The sequence below is a fragment of the Chitinophaga silvisoli genome, from assembly GCF_003412465.1.
GTDB lineage: Bacteria > Bacteroidota > Bacteroidia > Chitinophagales > Chitinophagaceae > Chitinophaga > Chitinophaga silvisoli.
Genome location: NZ_QTJV01000004.1, coordinates 183,310 through 207,147, shown reverse-complemented (window position 1 = coordinate 207,147; position 23,838 = coordinate 183,310). Strand labels below are relative to the sequence as shown.

General features: G+C 46.7%; 20 protein-coding genes. 16 read left to right on the top strand and 4 right to left on the bottom strand.

Features of this window, described 5'->3' with window-relative positions; translation table 11 throughout:
* Positions 1–66: 66 nt before the first annotated feature.
* Positions 67–1,605 carry a glutamine-hydrolyzing GMP synthase gene (gene guaA, locus DXN04_RS12920; RefSeq protein WP_116853773.1) on the bottom strand — a complete coding sequence of 513 codons (1,539 nt, stop codon included), beginning with the start codon at positions 1,603–1,605 and terminating at the stop codon, positions 67–69.
* 98 nt (positions 1,606–1,703) lie between these two features.
* On the opposite strand from guaA, the gene DXN04_RS12915 reads away from it, so the two are divergent.
* The 11 genes from DXN04_RS12915 (at position 1,704) to DXN04_RS12865 (ending at position 11,839) form a co-directional block, all read left to right on the top strand.
* Positions 1,704–2,423 carry a head GIN domain-containing protein gene (locus tag DXN04_RS12915; protein WP_116853772.1) on the top strand — a complete coding sequence of 240 codons (720 nt, stop codon included), beginning with the start codon at positions 1,704–1,706 and terminating at the stop codon, positions 2,421–2,423.
* Positions 2,423–3,097, top strand: a complete 675-nt coding sequence (locus DXN04_RS12910; RefSeq protein WP_116853771.1) for a class I SAM-dependent methyltransferase — start codon at positions 2,423–2,425, stop codon at positions 3,095–3,097. The genes DXN04_RS12915 and DXN04_RS12910 overlap by 1 nt, the downstream gene beginning before the upstream one ends.
* A 239-nt stretch (positions 3,098–3,336) precedes the next feature.
* Positions 3,337–4,257, top strand: coding sequence for a hypothetical protein (locus tag DXN04_RS12905; protein WP_116853770.1), 921 nt, complete (start codon positions 3,337–3,339; stop codon positions 4,255–4,257).
* A 272-nt stretch (positions 4,258–4,529) separates the two neighbouring features.
* Positions 4,530–5,666: a beta-ketoacyl-ACP synthase III gene (locus DXN04_RS12900; RefSeq protein ID WP_116853769.1), complete on the top strand. Its 1,137-nt coding sequence runs from the start codon at positions 4,530–4,532 to the stop codon at positions 5,664–5,666.
* 81 nt (positions 5,667–5,747) lie between these two features.
* Complete coding sequence (locus tag DXN04_RS12895; protein WP_116853768.1) at positions 5,748–6,149, top strand: hypothetical protein; 402 nt, start codon at positions 5,748–5,750, stop codon at positions 6,147–6,149.
* A 15-nt stretch (positions 6,150–6,164) separates the two neighbouring features.
* Positions 6,165–7,169 carry a BtrH N-terminal domain-containing protein gene (locus DXN04_RS12890; RefSeq protein ID WP_116853767.1) on the top strand — a complete coding sequence of 335 codons (1,005 nt, stop codon included), beginning with the start codon at positions 6,165–6,167 and terminating at the stop codon, positions 7,167–7,169.
* Positions 7,170–7,177: 8 nt separating this feature from the next.
* A complete protein-coding gene (locus tag DXN04_RS12885) occupies positions 7,178–7,924 on the top strand; it encodes an ABC transporter ATP-binding protein (protein WP_233525585.1) in 747 nt (248 codons plus the stop codon).
* A 9-nt stretch (positions 7,925–7,933) separates the two neighbouring features.
* On the top strand, positions 7,934–9,220 hold the full coding sequence (locus tag DXN04_RS12880) for an ABC transporter permease (protein ID WP_116853766.1): 1,287 nt from the start codon (positions 7,934–7,936) through the stop codon (positions 9,218–9,220).
* A gap of 108 nt (positions 9,221–9,328) precedes the next feature.
* On the top strand, positions 9,329–9,586 hold the full coding sequence (locus DXN04_RS12875) for a phosphopantetheine-binding protein (RefSeq protein WP_116853765.1): 258 nt from the start codon (positions 9,329–9,331) through the stop codon (positions 9,584–9,586).
* 8 nt (positions 9,587–9,594) lie between these two features.
* Complete coding sequence (locus tag DXN04_RS12870; RefSeq protein WP_116853764.1) at positions 9,595–10,809, top strand: beta-ketoacyl-[acyl-carrier-protein] synthase family protein; 1,215 nt, start codon at positions 9,595–9,597, stop codon at positions 10,807–10,809.
* Between the two features lie 16 nt (positions 10,810–10,825).
* A complete protein-coding gene (locus DXN04_RS12865) occupies positions 10,826–11,839 on the top strand; it encodes a beta-ketoacyl synthase chain length factor (protein WP_158568988.1) in 1,014 nt (337 codons plus the stop codon).
* Here the strand turns inward: DXN04_RS12865 and DXN04_RS12860 are convergent.
* Both DXN04_RS12860 and rpsT read right to left on the bottom strand, forming a co-directional pair.
* Positions 11,800–13,530: a M14 family zinc carboxypeptidase gene (locus tag DXN04_RS12860; protein ID WP_116853762.1), complete on the bottom strand. Its 1,731-nt coding sequence runs from the start codon at positions 13,528–13,530 to the stop codon at positions 11,800–11,802. The two genes, DXN04_RS12865 and DXN04_RS12860, sit on opposite strands and share 40 nt — an antisense overlap.
* A 92-nt stretch (positions 13,531–13,622) precedes the next feature.
* Positions 13,623–13,877, bottom strand: a complete 255-nt coding sequence (rpsT, locus tag DXN04_RS12855) for a 30S ribosomal protein S20 (RefSeq protein WP_116853761.1) — start codon at positions 13,875–13,877, stop codon at positions 13,623–13,625.
* 286 nt (positions 13,878–14,163) lie between these two features.
* Here rpsT and DXN04_RS12850 point away from each other — a divergent pair, with 286 nt between their 5' ends.
* From DXN04_RS12850 to DXN04_RS12840, 3 genes are all read left to right on the top strand, one after another.
* Positions 14,164–16,899: a 2-oxoglutarate dehydrogenase E1 component gene (locus DXN04_RS12850; RefSeq protein WP_116853760.1), complete on the top strand. Its 2,736-nt coding sequence runs from the start codon at positions 14,164–14,166 to the stop codon at positions 16,897–16,899.
* A gap of 60 nt (positions 16,900–16,959) precedes the next feature.
* Positions 16,960–18,531 carry a 2-oxoglutarate dehydrogenase complex dihydrolipoyllysine-residue succinyltransferase gene (gene odhB, locus DXN04_RS12845; protein ID WP_116853759.1) on the top strand — a complete coding sequence of 524 codons (1,572 nt, stop codon included), beginning with the start codon at positions 16,960–16,962 and terminating at the stop codon, positions 18,529–18,531.
* A gap of 81 nt (positions 18,532–18,612) precedes the next feature.
* The gene (locus DXN04_RS12840; protein ID WP_116853758.1) at positions 18,613–19,704 is read left to right on the top strand and encodes an RsmB/NOP family class I SAM-dependent RNA methyltransferase; all 1,092 of its coding nucleotides are present in this window, start codon (positions 18,613–18,615) and stop codon (positions 19,702–19,704) included.
* A gap of 37 nt (positions 19,705–19,741) precedes the next feature.
* On the opposite strand, the gene mnmA is transcribed toward DXN04_RS12840, so the two are convergent.
* Positions 19,742–20,836: a tRNA 2-thiouridine(34) synthase MnmA gene (gene mnmA, locus DXN04_RS12835; RefSeq protein ID WP_116853757.1), complete on the bottom strand. Its 1,095-nt coding sequence runs from the start codon at positions 20,834–20,836 to the stop codon at positions 19,742–19,744.
* A gap of 137 nt (positions 20,837–20,973) precedes the next feature.
* On the opposite strand from mnmA, the gene DXN04_RS12830 reads away from it, so the two are divergent.
* Both DXN04_RS12830 and uxaC read left to right on the top strand, forming a co-directional pair.
* On the top strand, positions 20,974–22,434 hold the full coding sequence (locus DXN04_RS12830) for a tagaturonate reductase (RefSeq protein WP_116853756.1): 1,461 nt from the start codon (positions 20,974–20,976) through the stop codon (positions 22,432–22,434).
* 8 nt (positions 22,435–22,442) lie between these two features.
* Positions 22,443–23,837, top strand: a complete 1,395-nt coding sequence (uxaC, locus tag DXN04_RS12825) for a glucuronate isomerase (RefSeq protein WP_116853755.1) — start codon at positions 22,443–22,445, stop codon at positions 23,835–23,837.
* Position 23,838 lies beyond the last annotated feature (1 nt).

The window sequence follows — 23,838 nt, the reverse complement described above, 5'->3', positions numbered from 1 at the left end:
TCAGCTCTCCTTAAAAAGGAACAGGCTGTAAGTTAAAATACTATTACACTTACAGCCTGTCTGGAACTATTCCCATTCGATGGTAGCCGGCGGCTTGGAACTGATGTCGTATACCACGCGGTTAATACCTTTTACCTTATTAATGATGTCGTTTGACATTTGAGCCAGGAACTCGTAGGGGAGGTGTGCCCAATCCGCAGTCATACCGTCCACGGAAGTTACCGCCCTGAGGGCAACCGTGAATTCGTAAGTCCTTTCATCACCCATTACACCTACACTTTGTACCGGAAGGAGGATGGTACCTGCCTGCCATACCTTGTCGTAGAGACCATGTTCACGCAGCCCCTCTATATAAATGGAGTCAGCTTCCTGCAGCATCGCTACCTTATCCGCGGTGATCTCACCCAGGATACGGATAGCCAGGCCAGGACCTGGGAAAGGATGACGACCCAGGAAGATTTCACTGATACCAATTTCACGCCCTACGCGTCTTACCTCGTCTTTGAAGAGGAAGCGGAGCGGTTCTACCAGACCCATATTCATCTTCTCAGGCAAGCCACCTACGTTATGATGTGATTTGATGGTTACAGAAGGACCATTTACAGATACAGACTCAATCACATCCGGGTAAATAGTACCCTGACCGAGGAAGGAGATGTTCTGTAGGAGGGTTGCTTCCTGCTGGAATACTTCGATAAAGAGACGACCGATGATCTTACGTTTCTTTTCAGGATCACTTACACCAGCCAGTTCACCGTAGAAGAGGTCTTTTGCATTTACACCTTTCACGTTGAGCCCCATATGTTTATATGAATCCAACACGGTTTCAAACTCATCTTTACGAAGCAGGCCGTTATCTACGAATATGCAGTAGAGGTTGCTGCCAATTGCTTTATGAATCAGCTCTGCAGCTACAGTGGAGTCAACACCACCGCTGAGGGCCATTACTACTTTTTTATCACCTACCTGAGCCTTGATTTTCTCTACAGTTTCCTGTACAAAAGCAGCAGGTGTCCAATCCTGTTTACAACCACAGATGTGTACGAGGAAGTTGCGGAGCATGGTCTTACCTTCCAGAGAGTGCGTTACTTCCGGGTGGAACTGGAACCCAACCATTGGGAAGGGAGTCCTAGTATCGCATTTGAAAGCAGCTACCGGGATGCTGTCAGTCTGGGCAATGATCTCGAAACCTTCCGGCATCCGTACGATGGTATCAGAATGGCTCATCCATACCTGGCTCCGGGGAGAAATGTCGAAGAGGGCCTTTTCTTCTTTATTATCGTGTACCATAAAGGCACGGCCATATTCCCGGATATTGCTTTTAGCCACTTCACCACCGAAGTTTTTAGCCATCAGCTGTGCACCGTAGCAAACACCGAGCACGGGCACCTTTGCCGCCATGGCAGCGATATCTACGGTAGGTGCGTTCGGCTCGTTCACTGAAAACGGACTGCCGGAAAGAATAATGCCTTTCACTGTATCATCCCATTGTACTGGTTGCAGACAAGGTTTGATTTCACAATAAATATTCAGCTCCCTGATGCTGCGCGCAATCAGTTGCGTGTATTGGGAACCGAAGTCGAGGATAAGAATCTTTTCTGTCATGGTGGTGCAAAGATAAAGGGCTTGGAGCAAATCTCAAGTTATAATGGTATTTTCGTTCCAAACCCAATTGATAATTCCGCCATTTAAACAATTACCTTATGAAACAAATTACCGGCTATGCCGTCCTTGTATTGTTAGCACTTACACACACCGGTTGCGATGAACAGGGAATCAAAGGCAGTGGTGTTGGCAGTTCTGAAACCCGGAAAGTAGGCGATTTCCACGCCGTATCCCTGAGAGGCGCTATGGATATTGAATATACCGACGGCCCGGCAGAAGACGTGGTCATAGAAGCAGAAGACAATATCCTGCCATTAATTATTACCGAAGTAAAAGATGGTCAGCTCATTGTAAGGGAGAAAGATCATTTCCACCTCAACCTGCACAAAAAAATCAAGGTGAAAGTGACCGCCCCCGATGTTGAAGAACTGAGCCTGGCCGGTTCAGGTACTATTCATGTCATGAACGACTGGGAGCAGGATGATCATATTAAATTATCTATTACCGGCAGCGGCGATGTAATCGGTGCTGTAGATGCTCCACAGGTAAGTGTGGCTGTAACAGGTTCCGGCGATGTAAAACTGAAAGGGGAAACCAAAGACCTGGATGTGGATATCGCAGGCAGCGGCTCCTTCAAAGGCTATGACCTGCGCGCTGAAAATACCAATGTTCACGTAGGCGGTAGCGGCGATGCCCAGGTACACGCCAGCGTAAAACTGGATGTGCAGGTTTCCGGCTCTGGAAGTGTAGACTACCACGGTAACCCACAGGTAAATTCAAGTACATCAGGATCAGGTTCTGTGCATAAAAGAGATTAATGGAGCAAAAGAAAATGACGGCTGCGGAAGCTGCAAAACAGCTCCGCCGCCCTACCGGGGAGGATGGGGTGAAGATGGGCGTACAAATGAGTAAGGCCAACCGCCTGATTTATGAAATGACACTCGATTTCCTGCAACTGAAAGCCGGCGACCATGTATTGGAACTGGGCTTGGGAAACGGACATTTTATCCCTGCGCTTCTCGAAAAAGAGAATAACATCCAATATACAGGACTCGACCTCTCCGATGTAATGGTGCAGGAAGCCATTGCTTCCAACCAGGACGCAATCCGCACCGGCAGGGTACAGATCCTGGAAGGCACTGCGGATAGGCTCCCATTTGCGGAAGAAGTGTTTACGAAAGTCTTTGCAGTCAATGTATTGTACTTCTGGCAACCACCCGCTGTTACACTACAGGAGATTTACCGGGTACTACAACCCGGGGCTGAGCTGGTACTGGCCTTTCGCACAAAGCGTACCATGGAGCAACTGCCATTCGTAGATCATGGTTTTACATTGTACGATACAGAGACAGTTCAGGAAATGTTACAAAATATTGGTTACAGTGTGAGTGAAATCCTGACAACAGTAGAACCTCCGAAACCCGCTGCTGATGGGAGTATGCTCGTACAACTGGAGAACGTATGTATGCGGGGCGTTAAAAAATTTAAGTAGTATTTAACACTTTCTTTATAGTACTTACCTCATATTTGCACCTGTAAAACAACTCATTAAGTCCTTTGGCCAAGGTACTGCTGTAAACAATATGCAGAGGTTATGGCAGTACCTGGCTAAGGCACAATCCAACCCCCTCCCTTTCACGCTTTCGTATCATATAATAAAAATATATCTTTACTCTACGGTTGTTTTTCGTAAGTTTACGATTTCAATTGTTCTAACTCCTATTCCTGAATATGAACGAAAGACCTAAGATCCTGGTTATATATTATACACAGACCGGACAACTAAAGCGGATAGTAGATACTGTAATAGGCCCATTGCAGGATACGGCAGATATAGTATACGAAGAATTGAAACCTGTGCAGCCATTTGCATTTCCCTGGAAGAAACAAACCTTCTATGATACAATGCCGGAGACTGTATTAGGCAAGCCCAGAGCTATTCAGGCGCTGAATGTGGATCCCAATGCGCATTTCGACCTCGTAGTGCTGGCCTATCAACCCTGGTTCCTGTCTCCATCTCAGCCTACAGCTGCTTTTCTTCAAAGCGAACAGGGCAAACGCCTGCTGCATGGCAAACCGGTAATTACCCTCATGGGCTGCCGTAACATGTGGCTGAGTGCCCAGGAAACTGTAAAAGGATATTTACAGGCTGCGGGTGCGCACCTGGTTGGAAATATAGTTCTGGTAGACAAATCACCGAATCTCGTTGCCCTGATCACAGTTTTACGCTGGCAGTTCAAAGGCAAAAAGGAAGCAACCGCTTTACTGCCCCCAGCCGGCGTGCAGGAAGCAGACATTATAGCATCAGCAAGATTCGCCAACCCAATCCGTAAAGTATTGACCACCCGGTCCTGGGATGCCCTGCAACCGGAACTGATAGAACTAAAGGCAGTGGAATTATTAGCCCCCCTGATCCTCCTGGAAGACAGAGGTATCAGAGCTTTCCGCTACTGGTCTAAATTTATTAGTGCCAAAGGCGGCCCCGGAGCCCCTGAACGCCAGGGTAGAGTGAGCATGTACCGCGGTTTGTTACTGATAGGTATCTTCGTTTTGTCGCCTATCGCCAAGATTTCATCGTTATTCAAGCTGACTTTTAAGAAAAAGGAACTGGCCGAAAGGGTGGAATATTATAAAGGCATTCACCTCCGTTAAGATAAAATAATAACTAAATATCAGATAATCAGAATAAAAGGCATTGTTATTGTGTTTGAGAGGAAGAGGATGCTTTATATTGGGGGATCATCAATAGCATAGCATATTATATTCTATATTTACGGGCGCTTTTATCTGTCCAGGGAGTATAATTGTGAATAAAAAAAGGGACAAATACGAGTGCAAAGACTGTAAGCCAGGTGGTACACAATTCCTGCCGCTACCAACGGAAGGTCATCAACTTATAACAAAAAACAGGAACCATATTTCAAATGAACGAAGTTTATATTACAAGGCTCTCTAAATTTCTGCCGAATGAGCCTGTTGGGAATGATGAAATGGAGAATATTCTAGGACTGGTGGATGGTAAGCCATCCCGTGCCAGACTGAGAGTCCTGGGGAATAATAAAATCAAGACCCGTTACTATTCGCTGGATAAGGATGGTAAATCGACCCATTCCAACGCTGAAATGACCGCCGAAGCGGTAAAGGGCCTTTTTGATGATAAATTTCCGATCGATAAAATGCAGGTATTAGCCTGTGGTACTACCTCGCCAGACCAGCTGCTGCCTAACCATGCTGCTATGGTTCACGGCCTGCTGAAATGCCAGCCGGTAGAACTGATCGCTGCTACTGGCGCTTGTGCTGCCGGTATGCAGGCCTTTAAATATGCCTGGATGTCCATTAAGTGTGGCAACAGCGCAAACGCTGTGAGCACCGGTTCCGAAAAATTCTCCAGCTGGATGCTGTCAGAGAAATTCGAACCTGAAACTGACCGCGTAAAACTCATAGAAAATAATCCGATCATCGCCTTCGAAAAAGACTTCCTTCGCTGGATGCTCTCCGATGGTGCCAGTGCTGCCCTGTTCCAGAACAAGCCTAATGAAAACGGCCTCTCCCTCCGTGTAGACTGGGTTGAGATCGCTTCCTATGCCAATGAACTGGAAACCTGTATGTATGCAGGTGCTGTGAAAAACGAAGACGGCACCACCAAAGGCTGGATCGATATGACACCTGAAGAATGGGCAAAGGATAGCGTGTTCTCCTTCAAACAGGATACCCGCCTCCTGGGTAAAAACATCGTACCATCCGGTGCACAAATGTGGAAAGAACTGGTGGAAAAATACAACCTGGACCTGGAAAAGCTGGACTTCTTCCTGCCTCACCTGTCCTCTGAATTCTTCCGCTTTAAAATAGATGAAGAAATTACACGCCTGGGCGTACCCATTCCACAGGAAAAATGGTTTACCAACCTGGTAAAAGTAGGGAACGTAGGTACCGCCTCTCCTTACTTCATGCTGGAAGAACTGATGAATACCGGTATGCTGAAAAAAGGACAGACAATCGTGATGATGGTTCCTGAGAGTGCGCGTTTCTCTTATGCATATGCACACCTGACGGTAGTATAATTTTCATTTTCATAAAGCCATTGAGAAAACGCTTCCGCCAGCGGCAGAAGCGTTTTTTTTCCATAATCAAACACCTGTCAAATGAAAAAAGAAGAAGTTCCCCAGGATGGCGATAACATGCATGAAGGGAAATTCAAACAGCTTTTTTACGCAACAGATGATGCCGGCGAATACGTAAAGGTGAACAGCGTAGGCTGGGAGCCGGAAAATATCGCTATGCAGCAGGCATGGGAAGAAGTGAATACAAAAATAGAAGATGCCCGCAGGCGCATGCAGGCGGGAGAAGTCAGCCCTATTTTGTACTACATGGAAAAGACCATTATGGATCTGCCCCTCTTAGCCAGTTATGTGAATAAGTTCCAGTGGCAGGTGAAACGCCATCTGAAACCATCCGTATTCAGAAAACTGAATGACGATATTTTAAGAAAATACGCCGCTGCTTTCAAAATCAGCCTCGAAGAACTAAAAAAGGCTGGCCAGTAATTTATACCAATCAATATGAGCGAAATTCAGTTCAACCACGTTCAGACAGCACACTGTGAATGTGGGGTGATTTCAAATATTTTCAGGTTCTATGGTCTCGACATCAGTGAACCCATGGCACTGGGTATCGGTGCCGGCCTCTTTTTCGGACACCTGCCCTTCGTAAAGGTAAATGGTGTACCAGGTACCACCTATCGCGTTGTGCCCGGTGCCATCTTCAGCAGAGTGTGCAAAAGACTGGGTGTGAAAATGGAATCACATACTTTTTCCAGCGTGGAAAAAGCAACAGCAGAACTGGATCGGGTACTGGACAAAGGAATGCCCGTAGGCCTGCAGAGTAGCGTATACTACCTGCCTTACTTTCCTCCTTCCTACCGTTTTCATTTCAATGCACATAACCTCGTGGTCTATGGTAAGAAAGACGGGAACTACCTCGTCAGCGATCCTATCATGGAGCACGCCACCGAAATAGATCCTGCCAGCCTGGCCGAAGCCCGCTTCGCAAAAGGCTTCCCGGCTCCCAAAGGAAAAATGTATTACCCCGTGGTAGTACCCAAAGAAGTTAATTTTGCAGCACCTATCAAGGCAGGTATCAAACAGACTTGCAGCGATATGCTCAATATACCATTGCCATTTTTCGGTGTAAAAGGTATACGCTTCCTGGCAAAAAGACTTCGCAATTATCCGGAGAAAGTAGGAGACAGAAGAGCCACACTTTACCTGGGCAATATCATCCGTATGCAGGAAGAAATTGGTACCGGTGGTGCCGGCTTCCGCTTTATGTACGCCGCTTTCTTACAGGAGGCAGCAGGTTTGCTCAAAAGAGATGACCTGAGCCAGATGGCACAGGAACTGACAGCAGTAGGCGACATCTGGAGAAACTTTGCCTTCACTGCCGGCAGGGTATGTAAAAGCAGAACCGCAACAGGCAATGGATATGCAGAACTGAGTGACCTGATGATGCAATGTGCGGCCTCTGAAGAAGTGTTTTTCAGGAAACTGGCAGCCTTGAAACTTTAATTGAAATTATGACCAGCATACTTGTACAGGACCTGCATAAAACCTATAAAGGTGCGTTGGAACCATCATTGAAAGGGTTATCATTCAGCTTTCAAAAAGGAATGATCACTGGCCTCTTGGGCCCGAATGGTGCCGGGAAAACCACCACCATCTCTATTTTATGCGGACTGGTGAGTGCTGACAGCGGCCTGGTAAAGATCTTCGACCTGCCCCAGACCGCTGCACACAGAGAGGAGATTAAGAAACTGGTAGGTATCGTACCACAACAGATTGCACTGTTTCCCCAACTGACAGCTATTGAAAACCTGGAATACTTCGGTAACCTGTATGGATTGAAAGGAAAACCACTGCGCAAGTTGATAGATGAATATCTCCAGAAATTCGGTTTGGAACAGAACGGCAACAAAGCCGTACACCGCTACTCGGGTGGCATGAAAAGACGTGCTAATATCATCGCATCTATCCTGCATCAGCCACAACTACTGATCCTGGATGAACCTACAGCCGGAGTGGATGTACAATCGAGAAGCATGATCCTGCAGTTTCTTCGTGACTTCAATGCACAGGGCGCGAGCATTGTATATACCTCCCACCTGCTCGATGAAGCACAGACCATTTGCCAGGAAGTGGCCATCATCGACGAAGGTAAATTGATTGTACAGGGCACACCTGCCAACCTGATTGCTCAACATGCAGCATGTCAGCACCTGGAAGATGTTTTTTTACATTATACCGGTCATGCGGTAAGAGATTAATAGAATGTGATGTTAAGGCTACTCGCTACCATAAAGAAAGAATGGCTGTTACTGCTGCGTGACAGAACAGGTTTATCCCTGCTCTTTGTCATGCCTGTCGTGCTGATCACCGTGATGGCTTTGATAGAAGATGCTCCCTTCAGAGACTACCAGGAACTGAAGTTCGATGTACTCACCTTAGATAATGATCATGGGCGCTTAGGTAAATATATCAGGGAAGGACTCGAGTACACAGGGCAGTTCAATGTAATTGATTCACTCAATGGTAAACCGGTCCAGGAATCACAGGCACTGGAAAAAGTAAATGCAGGTGACTACAAAATCTGCATCATCATACCACAGGGAGCTACAGGATCTATCGTGAGCAATGCAAACCGTATCGTAAATGACCTATCCAAAAGAATGGGCGTACCCGCTATATTGCCGGTAAGCACACGCAAAGATTCACTGAATGTACTGGTATATTTTGACCCTGCTTCCAAGAAGGCATTCAAGAGCGCCATACATCAGGCCATCGATAATTTTCTCACACAGGTAGAAACAGATCTGCTGCTGGAAAGGATCAAACAACAACTGAAGAATAAAGACATTGCACAGCAGGATTCAATGGTGATCCAGCTCAAGGCAGTGGGATTGAAAGAACAGCTCACAGGGCCTTCGCAACAATTGGATGTGATCTCGAATTCCGTGCAGCACAACGTGCCCGCCTGGAGTATTTTCGCCATGTTCTTTATCGCCATTCCGATTGGTGGACATATGATTCGTGAGCGGGAAGAAGGAAGCCTGGTACGCATCCGCCTCATACCCGGTTCATTCCTGGACATCCTTGGTGGAAAAATGCTCTTCTTCATGGCAGTAACCGTAGTGCAGTTTTACCTGATGATGATGGTTGGTATTTTTTTACTGCCAATGTTCGGATTACCAAAACTGATGCTGGGCAATAGTCAGCTCGCCACCTTCATCATTGCAGTGAGCATCGGTTTGACCGCTACTGCATATGGTATACTGGTAGGTACCGTGTTTAAAACACCTAATCAGGCATTGAATTTTGGTGCCATCTCCATCGTCATCCTGTCTGCAATAGGAGGCATCTGGATCCCACTCGAAGTCATGCCGGCAAAAATGCAGCTAATCGGGCATTTATCTCCACTTAGCTGGGGACTGGATGCCATCAATGATATTTACCTGCGCAATCGTGGCGTACAGCACATCTGGTTACACGTAGGGAAATTGATCGCCTGCGCCGTGCTCATGCTGTGTATAGCAGCAGGTGTGGAGCAAAGAAGGATGAGCTGATGGGGGATAATTGAATGTAAAACAGTATTTTTACGGCCACTTGGCAACAAAATTGCTTAAGAGGCTTAGCTTTCCAAATAAAACAGAGAGTATAAACCTACGACTACTATGGAAGATTTAAAACAGAAATTGAAAGTACAGATTATTGAGGCGCTGAACCTGCAGGATACTAAACCTGAAGATATTGATGACAATGCACCATTGTTCGGAGAAGGACTTGGACTGGATAGTATTGATTCACTGGAACTGATGGTATTGCTCGAAAGACATTATCATATCAAGGTGGAAGATCCTCGCGAAGGCAGAAAAATCCTGCAGTCTGTACAATCTATGGCTGAATTCATCCAATCCAAACAACCGGCGTAAGCAGGCTTATGGCGGAACGCGTATTGATAACAGGCCTTGGAATGGTGACTGCCATCGGCGATAATGTAGCTGGCAATTTAAAAAGCCTGCGCATGCAGCAGAGTGGCATTGGTTTTACACAACACATAGACACCATTTACAAGGATAGCCTGCCGGTAGCAGAGGTCAGACATTCAACTGCAACCCTGCAGGAAATGGCAGGAGTAGCAGGTAAGGACGGATATACCCGTACAACCCTGCTTGGCCTGATTGCTATGCGCGAAGCTCTGGCTGATGCAGGCATTGCAGATGCCAGTGAGGAACCAACAGGTTTTATCAATGCTTCTACCGTAGGGGGAATGTGCGATACAGAAAAAGTCTATTTCGATGTAATCAACCCTGAAAAAGAAGGAAATTTTTTACAGTATATAGATACACTGGATTGTGCAGATTGTACACAGCGTATAGCAGATACCGTAGGTATCAGTGAATATATCGCTACAATCAGCACTGCCTGTTCTTCATCTGCCAATGCACTGATGTTTGGTGCACGCCTCATCAGGGCAGGACTCGTTCGCCGCGTCATCTGTGGCGGTACAGAAGCCCTGACCCGCTTTACCCTGAATGGTTTCAATTCCCTGAAGAATATTGACAAGCAACATTGCCGTCCTTTCGATCAGCACCGGAATGGCCTGAATCTGGGAGAAGGAGCAGCATATCTTGTACTCGAAAGTGAATCACTTGCCAGGCAGCGGCATGCAACAGTAAAGGCAGAACTGAAAGGCTATGCCAATACAAACGAAGCATTCCACCCTACCGCACCCTCACCCGAAGGCGACGGTGCATTTGCAGCCATGCAACAGGCATTGGCCATGGGCGGTGTAGCACCGGAGGATGTGCAATATGTAAATGTGCATGGTACCGCTACCCTCAGCAATGATCTCGCAGAAGGCCACGCACTACAAAGATTGTTTGGGAATAAAGTACCTCCCTTCAGTAGTACGAAGCCCTTTACAGGACATGCTTTGGCGGCAGCCGGTGGTATCGAAGCCATCTACGCCGTACTGGCTATTCAACATGCATTGATCTTTCCTAACCTTCATTTCTCAGAGAAAATGGAGGAATTATATATCACACCGGAAACTCAGTTGAAAGAAGGAGTACCGGTATCCAACGTTATTTCCAACTCATTCGGTTTCGGAGGTAATAATGCCTCCCTGCTGATCAGCAAATATGAAGGGTAAATATTACATACAAGGCATGTCGGCTATATCGCCGCAACACTCTTTTGGAGAGAATGTATTTTCTCAGCCACTGATGACGGTGAGTGAGAATGTATTCGCCTGTGTAGAACCTGACTATCGTGCTTATATGCCGCCGAATAGTATACGCCGCATGACGCGTATCCTGAAGGTTGGATTGACGGCTGCCCTGCAATGTATGCAGGATGCAGGTATCACAGTACCCGGTGCCATCGTGACCGGTACAGGAAAGGGAAGCCTTTCTGATACAGAACGTTTCCTGAAAGAGATTAGGGAATACAAGGAAACAGCATTGAATGCGACACCGTTCATTCAGTCTACCTACAATGCAGTCAATGGATTGATCGCATTGCAGCAGAAATGTACACAGTACAACAATACATTTGTACATCGCGGTTTTTCATTTGAGAATGCATTGCTGGATGCGATGTTGTTAATTGCAGAAGGGAATAAAGATATCCTGGTAGGTGCATTTGAAGAAATCACTGCCGAGCATTTTTATATCAAGAGCCGGATTGGGTTTTGGAAGAAAGAAAAGATTGCCAGCAATGAATTGTATCAGCATCCTACGCCAGGCACCATCTCAGGCGAAGGAGCCGCATTCTTCCTCTTGTCAGATACCCCAGGCGAAGTACAGTTATCAGGGCTGAAAATGGTGTACAAACCAAAAGAATCCTACCTCCAAAAGTTCCTGGCTTCGCATGAATTAAACCTGGAAGACATTGATCTTGTCATCAGTGGCCGTAATGGCGACAGCAATTTCGATCATTACTATGATGGCCTGCCCAACGAACTGCCATTTAAACACCTCTGCGGGGAATATGATACTTCCGGTGCATTTGCACTCTGGTTAGGCGCACAAATATTAAAGGCCCAACAGGTACCTGCCAACTGGTTTCCCATGCTTACAGTGCCTGCCGGACCTTATAAAAATATCCTTATTTACAATCACTTCTTCGGAGAGCAACACGTTTACATGTTGCTGACCCTGAATACCGGGTATCTCAAATAACCCGGTTCTCCATAAATCGAATGTTCATATACAAAATGTAATTGCGCATCTGCACTGCCTGCAAATGTACTATCAGCCTTTTTCTTCTCATCTATCAGTGCCCGCAGTTCCGGGTGCCTGCTTACATAGGCTGCTGCAGTATCTTCAAACACATAGGCAGAGTAACCCTCTTTAGGTGTCAGGATCGCATCAAAGAAATTCCATGCAAAGAACGAATCTCCGGCAGTCGGTTCCAATGTTTCTATCAGGTAGCGATTCGCTGACTGATTCATCGGGATATAGAAATCCCCTTTTCTGAAATGAATGCTGTCGCGGCTACTTGTCACCTTCACATGATTGTGCATGTAATGTCCTTCAAAAGGTCTTAAAGCTGTTTTGAAATCAGCAATATGATAGACTTCCACCGCAATCGTGGTATCATGTACCAGTGGATGCATCAGCACCTTGTTGTTCTTTAAAATGTTCAACACGTTCCACCATCCCTGCGGTATGATATAAGCTGTAGGCTTTTGTACAAAATTGCCCGCAGTCACGTAATCATAAAACTTCACCTGTTTTTCAAAAGGCCTGGAGCGGTCATAATACAATCTCGGCATGCCTGACACCTCACTGGGTTTATGTCCTGCCTCATAGCCCTTGAAATTGATATAAGAAAACCGGGTCGTATCTACATTCCATTCCAGGGCAAACTCCTTTTGCGTTTTTACAGACTCCTTCGTTTTTTCACGCAATGCTTTTATCTCTTCACTATGTGAGCTCACAAAACTGATAAATGACTCCATCAATGCATAGGTTGCAGCCACCCTTTGGGGATAAGGCTTTAGCATATGTGTTTCCGGAACAAAGCCAAAGGTGGAAAACAGGGTCGTATATCCACTGGAAAATCGGGGCACATCAGCAAAAGTCATCCAGCCATTCTCAGGCGTTTCACCAAAATGGTTCACATAAGGCACCAGGTCATATCCTTTTTCCTTCATCAGTTGATACAATCCCGGGGTAAAAGTATGGTGCAGGAACTCACCCATGCTACCGCCCAGTTTGTTATACTCTGTGCATAACAAAGTCATGATGTGCTGGTAGTCGGCACCATTGCTCACATGGTTGTCAATAAACACATCCGGGTCGGTGAGCTGGTAAATGGTTTGGAAGGTGAAGCTGTTCCGGGAATCGGTCTTAATAAAATCCCTGTTCAGATCCAGGTTTCGGGCATTGCCCCTGGAGCCAAAGGCATCCGGGCCATTCTGATCAACCCTGAAATATTCACTCCGGTTCAGGGATCCACCGATATTGTAGAGTGGAATGACGGCGAGCACCACATTGGCGGGCAATTGCTTTTTACCCTGGGCCAGGTCTCTCAGCAGCATCATACTGGCATCCACGCCATCCGGTTCACCGGGGTGAATGCCATTATTAATCAGGATAATTCGTTTATTTTTCTTGTGCAGACTTACAAAATTGAAGTCCTTATCCCCTGAATAAATCACCAGGTGCAGCGGATACCCGGCATCCGTATTCCCGATTTCGAGCATACTGATCTGTGGATAGCGCTGGTCCAGTTTTTTATAATAGGCAATGCATTCGCCATAAGTGGCAGTTTCTTTTCCCTGGCTGCGTTCAAATCGGGTAGTGAAATCCTGGGCAAGGAGAGGAGAGGCCCAAAGGATGGCCATCAGGGCAAGGATTATTCTCATAAAAGGAGGACGTTGGTTGACTTTAATGCAAAACAAACAGCCCTTCCTGTTTGCAGGAAGAGCTGTTCATAAATATTTTATTCTGAAAGAGCTTAAGCCAGTGTATTCACTTTCTTAGAAAGTTTGCTCTTCAGGTTGGCTGCTTTATTTTTGTGAATAACATTGCGTTTAGCCAACTTGTCGATCATAGAGATCACGTCAGACAGTTTCTCGCCAGCAGCAGCCTTGTCAGTCAATTTCTTCAGATCACGGATCGCGTTACGGGTAGTTTTACCGTAGTAACGGTTACGCTCATTTCTCGCTTTGCTCTGACGAACGTCTTTTTTCGTTGCTTTATGGTTTGCCATTTTTCTAATTTCAAGTTTCGGACTGCAAAGGTAGGGATTAGTTTTTTAGAAACAAAATAAAAATCGAAGGAAAATGAATAATTTAATTCTTTCCCTTCGCGTTAAAGGCGCTGAAAACTCGCGCCTGCCCGGGGCTTGCCCGCTGCATGGTTAATCTTTCTTACGTATATCATTTTTCCATTTTTTTTCACAAAAGAAGAACGATATTTGCAAACCCATATATTATATATGGGTGCATTCAACAGAATAGCAATTTGAATCGAAGCTTTAGCAAAACTCGTTGTAAATGAAGGACTTCTCATTTGTTACCAACTCACATCCTGCCTACATTGAATCTTTATACCAGGATTACCGAAAAGACCCTGGTGCTGTTGACCCGGAATGGGGCAAGTTTTTTGAGGGGTTTGACTTCGCGGTAAACAATGTAAATGGCAAAGCGCCAGGTGCCGGAGCACCGGTTAGCAGTGATCAGTTAACAAAAGAGCTGAACGTTTACAGGCTGATACAGGCGTATCGCAAAAAAGGTCACCTTATCTCGAAAACTAATCCAATCCGGGAGCGTAAAGATCGTCAGGCCAACTTAGACATCTCCTTCTTCGGACTCACCGAAGCCGACCTGAAGACAGAATTCTTTATCGGCCAGGAACTGGGTTTAGGAAAAACCAGCCTTGAAAATATTGTCAGCCGGCTTAAACAGGTCTATACTGCCGCAGTAGGTCTGGAGTACGCTTACGTTAATGATGCAAAAAAAGTAGAGTGGTTGCAGCGCGAAATGGAAACCACCCTGCAAAGGACGCTCACACTGGAACAGCGCAAACGCATTCTCCACAAGCTGAACCAGGGCGTTATCTTCGAAAAATTCCTTCACACAAAATATATAGGTCAGAAACGTTTTGGTCTGGAAGGTGGTGAAAACACCATTCCTGCACTGGATGCTATTATCAATACTGCTGCCAGCGAAGGTGTGCAGGAAGCTGTGATCGGTATGGCACACAGAGGCCGCCTGAACGTACTGGCTAATATCTTAGGTAAAACATATGAGCAGATCTTCAACGAGTTTGAAGGTCATGCTGTACCTGACCTGACCATGGGTAGCGGTGACGTGAAGTACCACCTGGGCTTCCGCTCCATCGTTGATACCACCGGCGGTGAAAAAGTAAACCTGCAACTGCTGCCAAACCCTTCCCACCTGGAAGTAGTGGACCCGCTGGTAACAGGCTTTGCCCGTAGTAAGGCAGATGTAATTTATAACAGCGATTATGACAAGATCCTGCCTATCCTCATCCATGGCGATGCTGCGGTAGCCGGACAAGGCGTAATCTATGAGCTCATCCAGATGAGCAACCTGAAAGGGTATTATACCGGTGGTACCATGCACCTGGTGATCAACAACCAGATCGGTTTCACCACTGATTTCGACGATGCCCGCTCTTCCGACTACTGTACCTCTATCGCTTCCACCGTACAGGCACCTGTATTTCATGTAAACGGAGACGATGCTGAAGCTGTGGTAAAAGTAGCTGAAATCGCAGCCCGCTATCGCCAGGAGTTCAATTCAGATATTTTCATAGACCTGTTGTGTTATCGCAGACATGGCCATAACGAAGGTGATGAACCTAAGTTTACACAGCCAAGCCTGTATACACTGATCGATAAGCATCCTAACCCACGCGAGGTGTACACCCAGTACCTCCTGCAAAACGGAGAATCTGAAGTACAGGACCTGGCAAAGGAAATGGAGAAAGGCTTCTGGGCACAATTGCAGGAACGTCTGGACGAAGTAAGACAGAACCCGCTGCCTTATACCTACCAGAAACCTGAACAATGGTGGCAGGAACTCCGTAAATCAAAACCGGAAGATTTCGATAAATCACCGGTTACAGCAGTAAAAGAAGAAGAGGTAAGAAGACTCATTGGCCGCCTTATGACATGGCCCAAGGATTTCGTGCCACTGCGTAAAGTGGAAAAACTGCTGCAGGATAAGATCAAACTGTATGAAACCGAAGGTAAAGTAGACTGGGCAACCGGCGAACTGCTGGCTTATGCTTCGCTCCTCAGTGAAGGTAAAGACGTTCGTATGAGTGGTGAAGACGTAAAGAGAGGTACATTCTCCCACCGTCACGCTATCCTGTTCGACGAGAATACCAACGCTACCTACAGCCGCCTGGGCGACTTACAGGAAAAACAAGGTACTTTCCGTATCTACAACTCCCTGCTGAGTGAATTTGCTGTACTGGGATTTGAATATGGCTATGCAATGGCCAATCCAAAATCACTGGTGATCTGGGAAGCGCAATATGGTGACTTCGCCAACGGTGCGCAAACTGTGATCGACCAGTATATCACCAGTGCAGAGCAAAAATGGACAAATCAGAATGGTATGGTCATGTTACTGCCTCATGGTTATGAAGGCGGTGGACCAGACCACTCCAATGCACGTCCTGAGCGTTTCCTGCAGTCATGTGCTGAATACAACATCATCGTTACAAATATTACTACTGCTGCCAACTTCTTCCACGCACTGCGCCGCCAGCTGACATGGGAGTTCCGTAAGCCACTGGTAAACTTCTCACCAAAAGCGAACTTAAGGCATGCAGGTTCTTACTCCCCAATCTCTGCATTCACTGAAGGCGGATTTAAGGAAGTACTGGACGATGAATATGTAGACGATGCTTCAAAAGTGAAGAAAGTATTGCTGTGTACCGGTAAAATCTACTTTGAGCTGGCTGAAAAGCAGGCAAAGGATAACCGTAAGGATGTAGCAATCGTTCGTCTGGAACAATTATATCCGCTGCCTTCCGTACAACTCGAGGCGCTGAATCAGAAGTACAAAGCTGCTACCTGGTTCTGGGTACAGGAAGAGCCCCTGAACATGGGCGCTGCTTCTTACCTGCAGATGAACATGAAGCAGTTGAATTATGGTGTAATCAGCCGTAATCCAAGCGCTGCTACAGCTACAGGTTATGCTAAAGTGCATGCCCGCGAACAGCTCGAGATAATTGAAACAGCATTTAACATATAGGGAAGTTTAGAACAAGTGAAGCAATTCACTTAATACAAATCGCACACAGAAATTAGAAATATGGCTATCGAAATCAAAGTTCCTACGGTAGGAGAATCTATTAGCGAGGTAACAATTGCAAAGTGGTTGAAGAAAGACGGTGATTATGTGCAACAGGATGAGGTGATCTGTGAAATGGAATCTGAAAAAGCCACCTTTGAATTAAACGCAGAGAAAGCAGGTATCCTGAAAATAGCTGCTCCTGAAGGCGCTACATTAAAAATTGGAGATGTGGCCTGTACAATTGATACAGACGCGGCTGCCCCTGCGGCATCTGCGCCAGCTGCTGCGGCAGCGCCGGCTCCTGAAGCCCCTGCGGCACCTGTAGCGGAAGCTGCACCTGCTGCTCCGGCTGTAAATAAAGGAACGATTGAGATGAAGGTGCCAACTGTGGGAGAATCTATCAGTGAGGTTACTTTAATCAAATGGATAAAGAAAGAAGGTGATTACGTAGAGCGTGATGAAGTGATCTGCGAACTGGAATCAGAGAAAGCTACTTTCGAACTGAATGCAGAAGAAGCAGGTGCGCTGATCACCCTGGGTAAAGAAGGCGATGTACTGAAAGTAGGCGACCCAATCGCTAAAATCGATACCAGTGTTGGCCGCCCTGCAGGCAAAGCGCAACCAGCAGCTGCTACCGCAGCACCTAAAGCTGAAACTAAAGCTGCACCACAGGCACAGAATGCACCTGTAACCGCTATTCCTAACGATGTGAAAGCTACCCCGGTAGCTGCCGCAGTTATCGCTGACACACATGTAGATCCGGCTACCATCAAGGGCACCGGCGCTCATGGCAAAATCAAGAAAGGCGATGTACTGGCTGCATTACAAAACCCTGGCGTAGCACTGGATCAGGAACTCTTCACCCGCGGCGAACGTCGTGAGAAAATGAGCAACCTGCGTAAGACAGTTTCCCGCCGCCTGGTAGAAGCCAAGAATACAACCGCTATGCTCACCACTTTCAACGAAGTGGACATGACTAACATCATGGAGCTGCGCGCTAAATACAAAGAAGTGTTCAAGAAACAACATGAGGTGAACCTGGGCTTTATGAGCTTCTTCACCAAAGCCTGTTGCTTTGCACTGAAAGAATTCCCTGCGGTAAATGCTTACATCGATGGGGAAGAACTGGTGTACCACGAATACTGTGATGTATCCATCGCCGTATCTGCACCAAAAGGCCTGGTCGTACCGGTGATCCGCAATGCAGAAAGCCTGGATATGGCACAGATCGAAAAGAAAGTAGTAGAACTGGCTACTAAAGCCCGCGACAGCAAACTGACTATGGATGAAATGACCGGTGGTACCTTCACCATCACCAATGGTGGTGTGTTTGGTTCTCTCATGAGTACACCTATTATCAACATCCCTCAGTCTGCCATCCTGGGTATGCACAAAATTCAGGATCGCCCAATGGCAGTAAACGGTCAGGTAGTAATCCGCCCGATGATGTACATTGCCCTGAGCTACGATCACCGTATCATCGATGGTCGTGAATCAGTAAGCTTCCTGGTACGTGTGAAAGAAATGCTGGAAAATCCTGAACAACTGCTGTTCGGTAAAGATCCGCTGAAAGCATTACTGAAACTCTAAACTAGTTTTTAATAAGCCTTTGGCTAAACGCTCAATGCTGCTTTAAAGGCATTGGGCGTTTTGCTTTTACATTATGTGATTATGACCCGTTGGGAGAATTACTTAGCAGCTGCTGAAAAGATAATAGCGGAATATGATGGAAGCCTGCCTTTACACCATTTCCTGAAAGGTTTTTTTAAGCAGCATCCATATATGGGGAGCCGGGATAGACGGCACATTTCGCAGCTGGTGTACTCTTATTACCGCCTGGGATACCTGTATAAAGATGAAAAATCCGTACAGGAACGGATCCTCTTAGGTAGCTATTTATGTAAAGCTGAGGAAGCGGACAACTTCACGATCGAAACCCCTGCTGACATACCCTTCAATAAGATCTTCCCATGGCAGGAAGCCTTGTCTGCTGACATAAATCCGGAAGTTTTTTCACAGTCATTTTTAAAGCAACCCTATTTATTTATCCGTACCCGGAAAGATAAACAGGAGGCCATTAAAAAACTGCTCACACGCGCGGAGGTCATATTCGAAGAGTGGGGGCCTCACACGCTCGCATTACCCAACAGTACAAAAATAGATACCATCGTAACAGATAAAAGCTGGTACGAAATTCAGGATGCTTCCTCTCAGCAGGTAGGCCATCTCTTCCATCCAAACCCAGGCGAGGCCTGGTGGGATAGCTGTGCGGCCAGTGGAGGGAAATCTATCCTTCTATTGGATAAGGAGCCCAAAGTAAAGCTGATGGTAAGTGATGTGCGTTCCACTATCATCTCTAATCTCCATATGCGCTTCAAAGAAGCCGGCATCAGGGATTATACCAGTATGGTCATGGATCTCACGAAAGAAATCACCCTCGAACGCCGCTTTGATAATATCATTTTAGATGCGCCTTGTTCCGGCTCCGGCACCTGGGGGCGTACACCGGAGAGTCTCTCTTTCTTCAAAAAAGAACAGATCAGGGAGTTCCAGCAATTGCAACAAAGCATTGCAGGAAATGTCGTGAAGTTATTAAAACCAGGAGGCTCATTGATTTATATCACCTGCTCCGTATTCCGCCAGGAGAATGAAGAGGTAGTCGCTCACCTGGAAAATACCACCGGTTTGAAAAAGCAGGAGGGAGGGGTGATCACAGGCTACGAAAAAGGGGCCGATAGCATGTTCGCAGTAAGAATGTCATAAAAAAAGGGTTTGCCGTCAGGCAAACCCTTTTTATTTATTAAAGACTCCTTTGTATTATTCCACCCGCAATCACATCATCCCCCTCATAAAACACCGCCGACTGCCCCGGCGCTATCCCCTTCACATTTCCATAAAAATTCACCTTCACTTTCCCGTCCACATTATACAAATTACTCAGCGCCCCCTTATCCTTATACCGTATCTTGGTAATCGCCTCCATCCCTTCCGGGATATGATCGTACTTAATATAATTGATTCCCGCTACCAGCGTCTCCGTCCTGTTCAACTCCTCTTCATCTCCCAGCACTACGGTATTCGTCTCAGGAATAATCTCCGTCACATAGATCGGCCTACCCAGGGCAATATCCAATCCCTTGCGCTGCCCGATGGTATAAAACGGATACCCCTTATGGTGCCCTACAATCGTACCATCACTCAGCACAAAGTTTCCACCATTCACCTGCTCTTCCAATCCATCTACTCTACGCTTCAGGAACCCCCGGTAATCATTATCCGGTACAAAACAGATCTCATAGCTCTCCGCCTTCTTCGCCAGCTCAGGATACCCAAAATCTTCCGCCATCTGGCGAATCTCAGTTTTCCTGTATTTTCCCAGTGGTAAAATAGTCCGGGCCAATACATCCTGCTCCAGTCCCCAGAGCACATAACTCTGATCTTTCAGCTCATCCAGTCCCTTGCTCAGTACCCAGCGGCTATTCTCTTCACGGATCTGTGCATAGTGCCCGGTGGCGATAAAAGCACAATCCATCGCATCAGCCCGTTTCATCAGGGCACGCCATTTAATATGGGTATTGCACAGTACACACGGATTCGGCGTGCGCCCGGCCATATATTCCTCGACGAAGTTGTTGATGACGTAGTCGCCAAATTCTTCCCGGATGTCCAGGACGAAGTGGGGGAAGCCGTGATGTACAGCCGCAGCCCGTGCGTCATTAAAAGAGTCCAGGTTACAACACCCGGTTTCTTTCTTACTGGAGCCGGCAGAAGCGTAATCCCAGGTTTTCATGGTGATACCCACCACTTCATAACCCTGCTCGTGCAGCATCAGGGCGGTAACGGTACTATCAATACCGCCGCTCATTGCTACCAGCACTTTGCCATGTCTGCTCATTTTTGATGATTTAAGAGTGCAAATTTACAGAAAAAGAGGGGTACTGAATAGATCGATTTTTTTCGATTTATAAATAAGCTGTCTGCTGGGTGTAAAAAAAATAAAAAACAAATTCGCGGATTTAGCTAAATTTAAATATGTTACCAACATTAAATAAAGCATACTTGCTGCAACACCCCGAGCTGGGTGTCAATGAGCGCTACTTTACTTTCCCGGAGAAAATCCTCCAGTTCGGTACCGGCGTACTCCTTCGCGGCCTTGTCGACTACCTCGTAGACAAAGCCAACAAAGCCGGCCAGTTCGAAGGAAGGATCGTAGTCGTAAAATCCACGGATGGAGAAACCACCGAATTTACTTCGCAAGACAATCTCTTCACTACCCACATCAAGGGCGTAGCCCAGGGGGAATTGGTAGATCAACAGCTGATCAACGCTTCTATTAGTCGTGTTTTGCAATCGAATGCAGAGTGGGGCGAAATATTGAAAGCCGTCCACCAGCCTGCATTACAGATCATTATCTCCAATACCACCGAAGTAGGCATCCAATACGTTCCCGAGAAGATTGAAGGCATCGTCCCCGTATCCTATCCCGGCAAATTACTCGCCGTGCTCTGGGAACGCTACCAGTGTTTTAAAGGTGCCTCCCATACCGGGTTTGTCATTGTACCCACCGAACTGGTCGTGAACAATGGCAACTTATTAAAGGAAACCGTACTCAAACTGGCAGCTTACAATGAGATGCCGGCCGATTTCCGGGCATGGATCGAAAAGGACAACACCTTCTGCAACTCCCTGGTAGACAGGATCGTTCCCGGTAAACCTAAGGAACTGCCACCTGCTGGCTATACCGACCAGCTCTGGATCAATGCAGAACCCTTCCTGCTCTGGGCCATTGAAGGCGATGACCAGATCCGCCAGGTCCTGAACTTCCATAAGACTGATGCCCGCATGCTCATAGCCCCTGATATCACTCCCTACAGGGAGCAGAAGCTGCGTATCCTCAACGGGAGTCATACGGCATCCGTACCATTGGGCTATCTCAGGGGACTGAACACCGTATATGAATGTATGGAAGACCCTTACATGCGTGCATTTTTCAGAACCGTGGTGATAGACGAAATACTCCCTACTATTAAGGATACCTGCCCGCAGGCACCCGCTTTTGCGGAAGATGTGCTGGATAGATTTGCCAATCCGTCCATCGCCCATAAATTGCTGAGCATTACCTTCCAGGAAAGCAGTAAGATGAATGCCCGCAATGTGCGCACCTTTGTACGCTATTACGAACAGCAGGGCAAAGTTCCCGCCGCTATGTGCCAGGGGTTTGCCGCCATGATCCTCTTCCTTCGCCCTGCGAAACAGGAAAACGGTCAGTACTTTGGCGCAAGAGGTAAAGAATTTTACCCGATCACCGATGACCGTGCAGCCATCTTTGCAGCTTATTGGGAACAGTATACCGATATTCCACAACTGGTACAGGCTATCAGTGCTGATACCAGTTTATGGGAAGCTGACCTGTCAGCATTGTCCGGCTTCACAACAACAGTAGCAGGACATTTACAGGAAATGTTGGAGAATCAAGCAGCGTTAATCAAGTAATTCAAGTTATGAAGGCTTTTATGGATGCCGATTTTCTGTTAAAAACAGAAACAGCAAAGAGATTATTCCACGATTATGCAAAAGAGATGCCTATCATCGATTATCATAATCACTTACCTCCTGATGAAATAGCAAATAACCGGCAGTTTGAAAACCTGACAGCCATCTGGCTGAAAGGGGATCATTACAAATGGAGAGCCATGCGCGCTAATGGTGTAGCAGAGCAATTCATCACCGGCGATGCAGATGACCTGACCAAATTCAAACATTGGGCTGCCACCGTCCCTTATACCATGCGCAATCCTTTGTACCACTGGACCCATATGGAACTGCAAAATCCATTTGGGGTAAAGCAATTACTGGATGCTTCCAATGCTGAATGGGTCTACAATCATTGTGGTGAACAACTCTCCCGATGGCGTACACAATCCCTGCTCAAACACTTTAAAGTTACCACGCTGTGTACAACAGATGATCCTTGCGATAACCTGGCGCATCATACCGCCATCAGGCAATCTGGTTTCGACATCCGCGTATTGCCTACTTTCCGCCCCGATAAGGCGATTGCAGTAGAAAATGTACAAGCCTTCAATGAATACGCCGATAAGCTGGGAATGGTCGCTAATATGCCTACAGGTAGCTATCAGCAGTTTATGGAAGCACTGCGGAGCAGGCATGATTATTTTCATGAAGCAGGTGGCCGCCTTTCTGATCATGGTATCAGCACCTTTTATTCCGCAGCATTCACCGCATCAGCACTTGAATCCATCTACGCCAAACTCAGGGCCGGTAAGGATCTCACAACCGAAGAAGCCTTGCAATTCAAAACCGGTACCCTGCACTTAATCTGTGAATGGAACCATGAAAGAGGCTGGGTACAGCAATTTCATGTAGGCGCTATCCGTAACAACAACAGTCGTCTGGTACAGCAGATAGGTGCCGATGCAGGAGTAGATTCCATCGGCGACTGGCAGGTAGCCATTGCAATGTCTGGTTTCCTGGATGGCCTGGACAGGAAAAATAAATTAGCTAAAACCGTCGTATACAACCTGAATCCTTCTTACAACGAAGTATTTGCTACCATGGCCGGCAATTTCCAGGATGGCACGGTGCCCGGGAAAATGCAGTTTGGTTCCGGCTGGTGGTTCCTGGACCAGAAAGATGGCATGGAAAAACAAATGAATACTTTGAGCAATATGGGACTGCTGAGCCGCTTTGTAGGAATGCTCACCGATTCAAGAAGTTTCCTTTCCTGGTCACGTCATGAATATTTTCGCCGTATTTTGTGCAACCTCCTGGGTGATGATGTGGAAAACGGAGAACTGCCTGGCGATATCAACTGGTTAGGAAAGATGGTACAGGATATTTGTTATAATAATGCCAGCGCGTATTTTGGATTTTAGT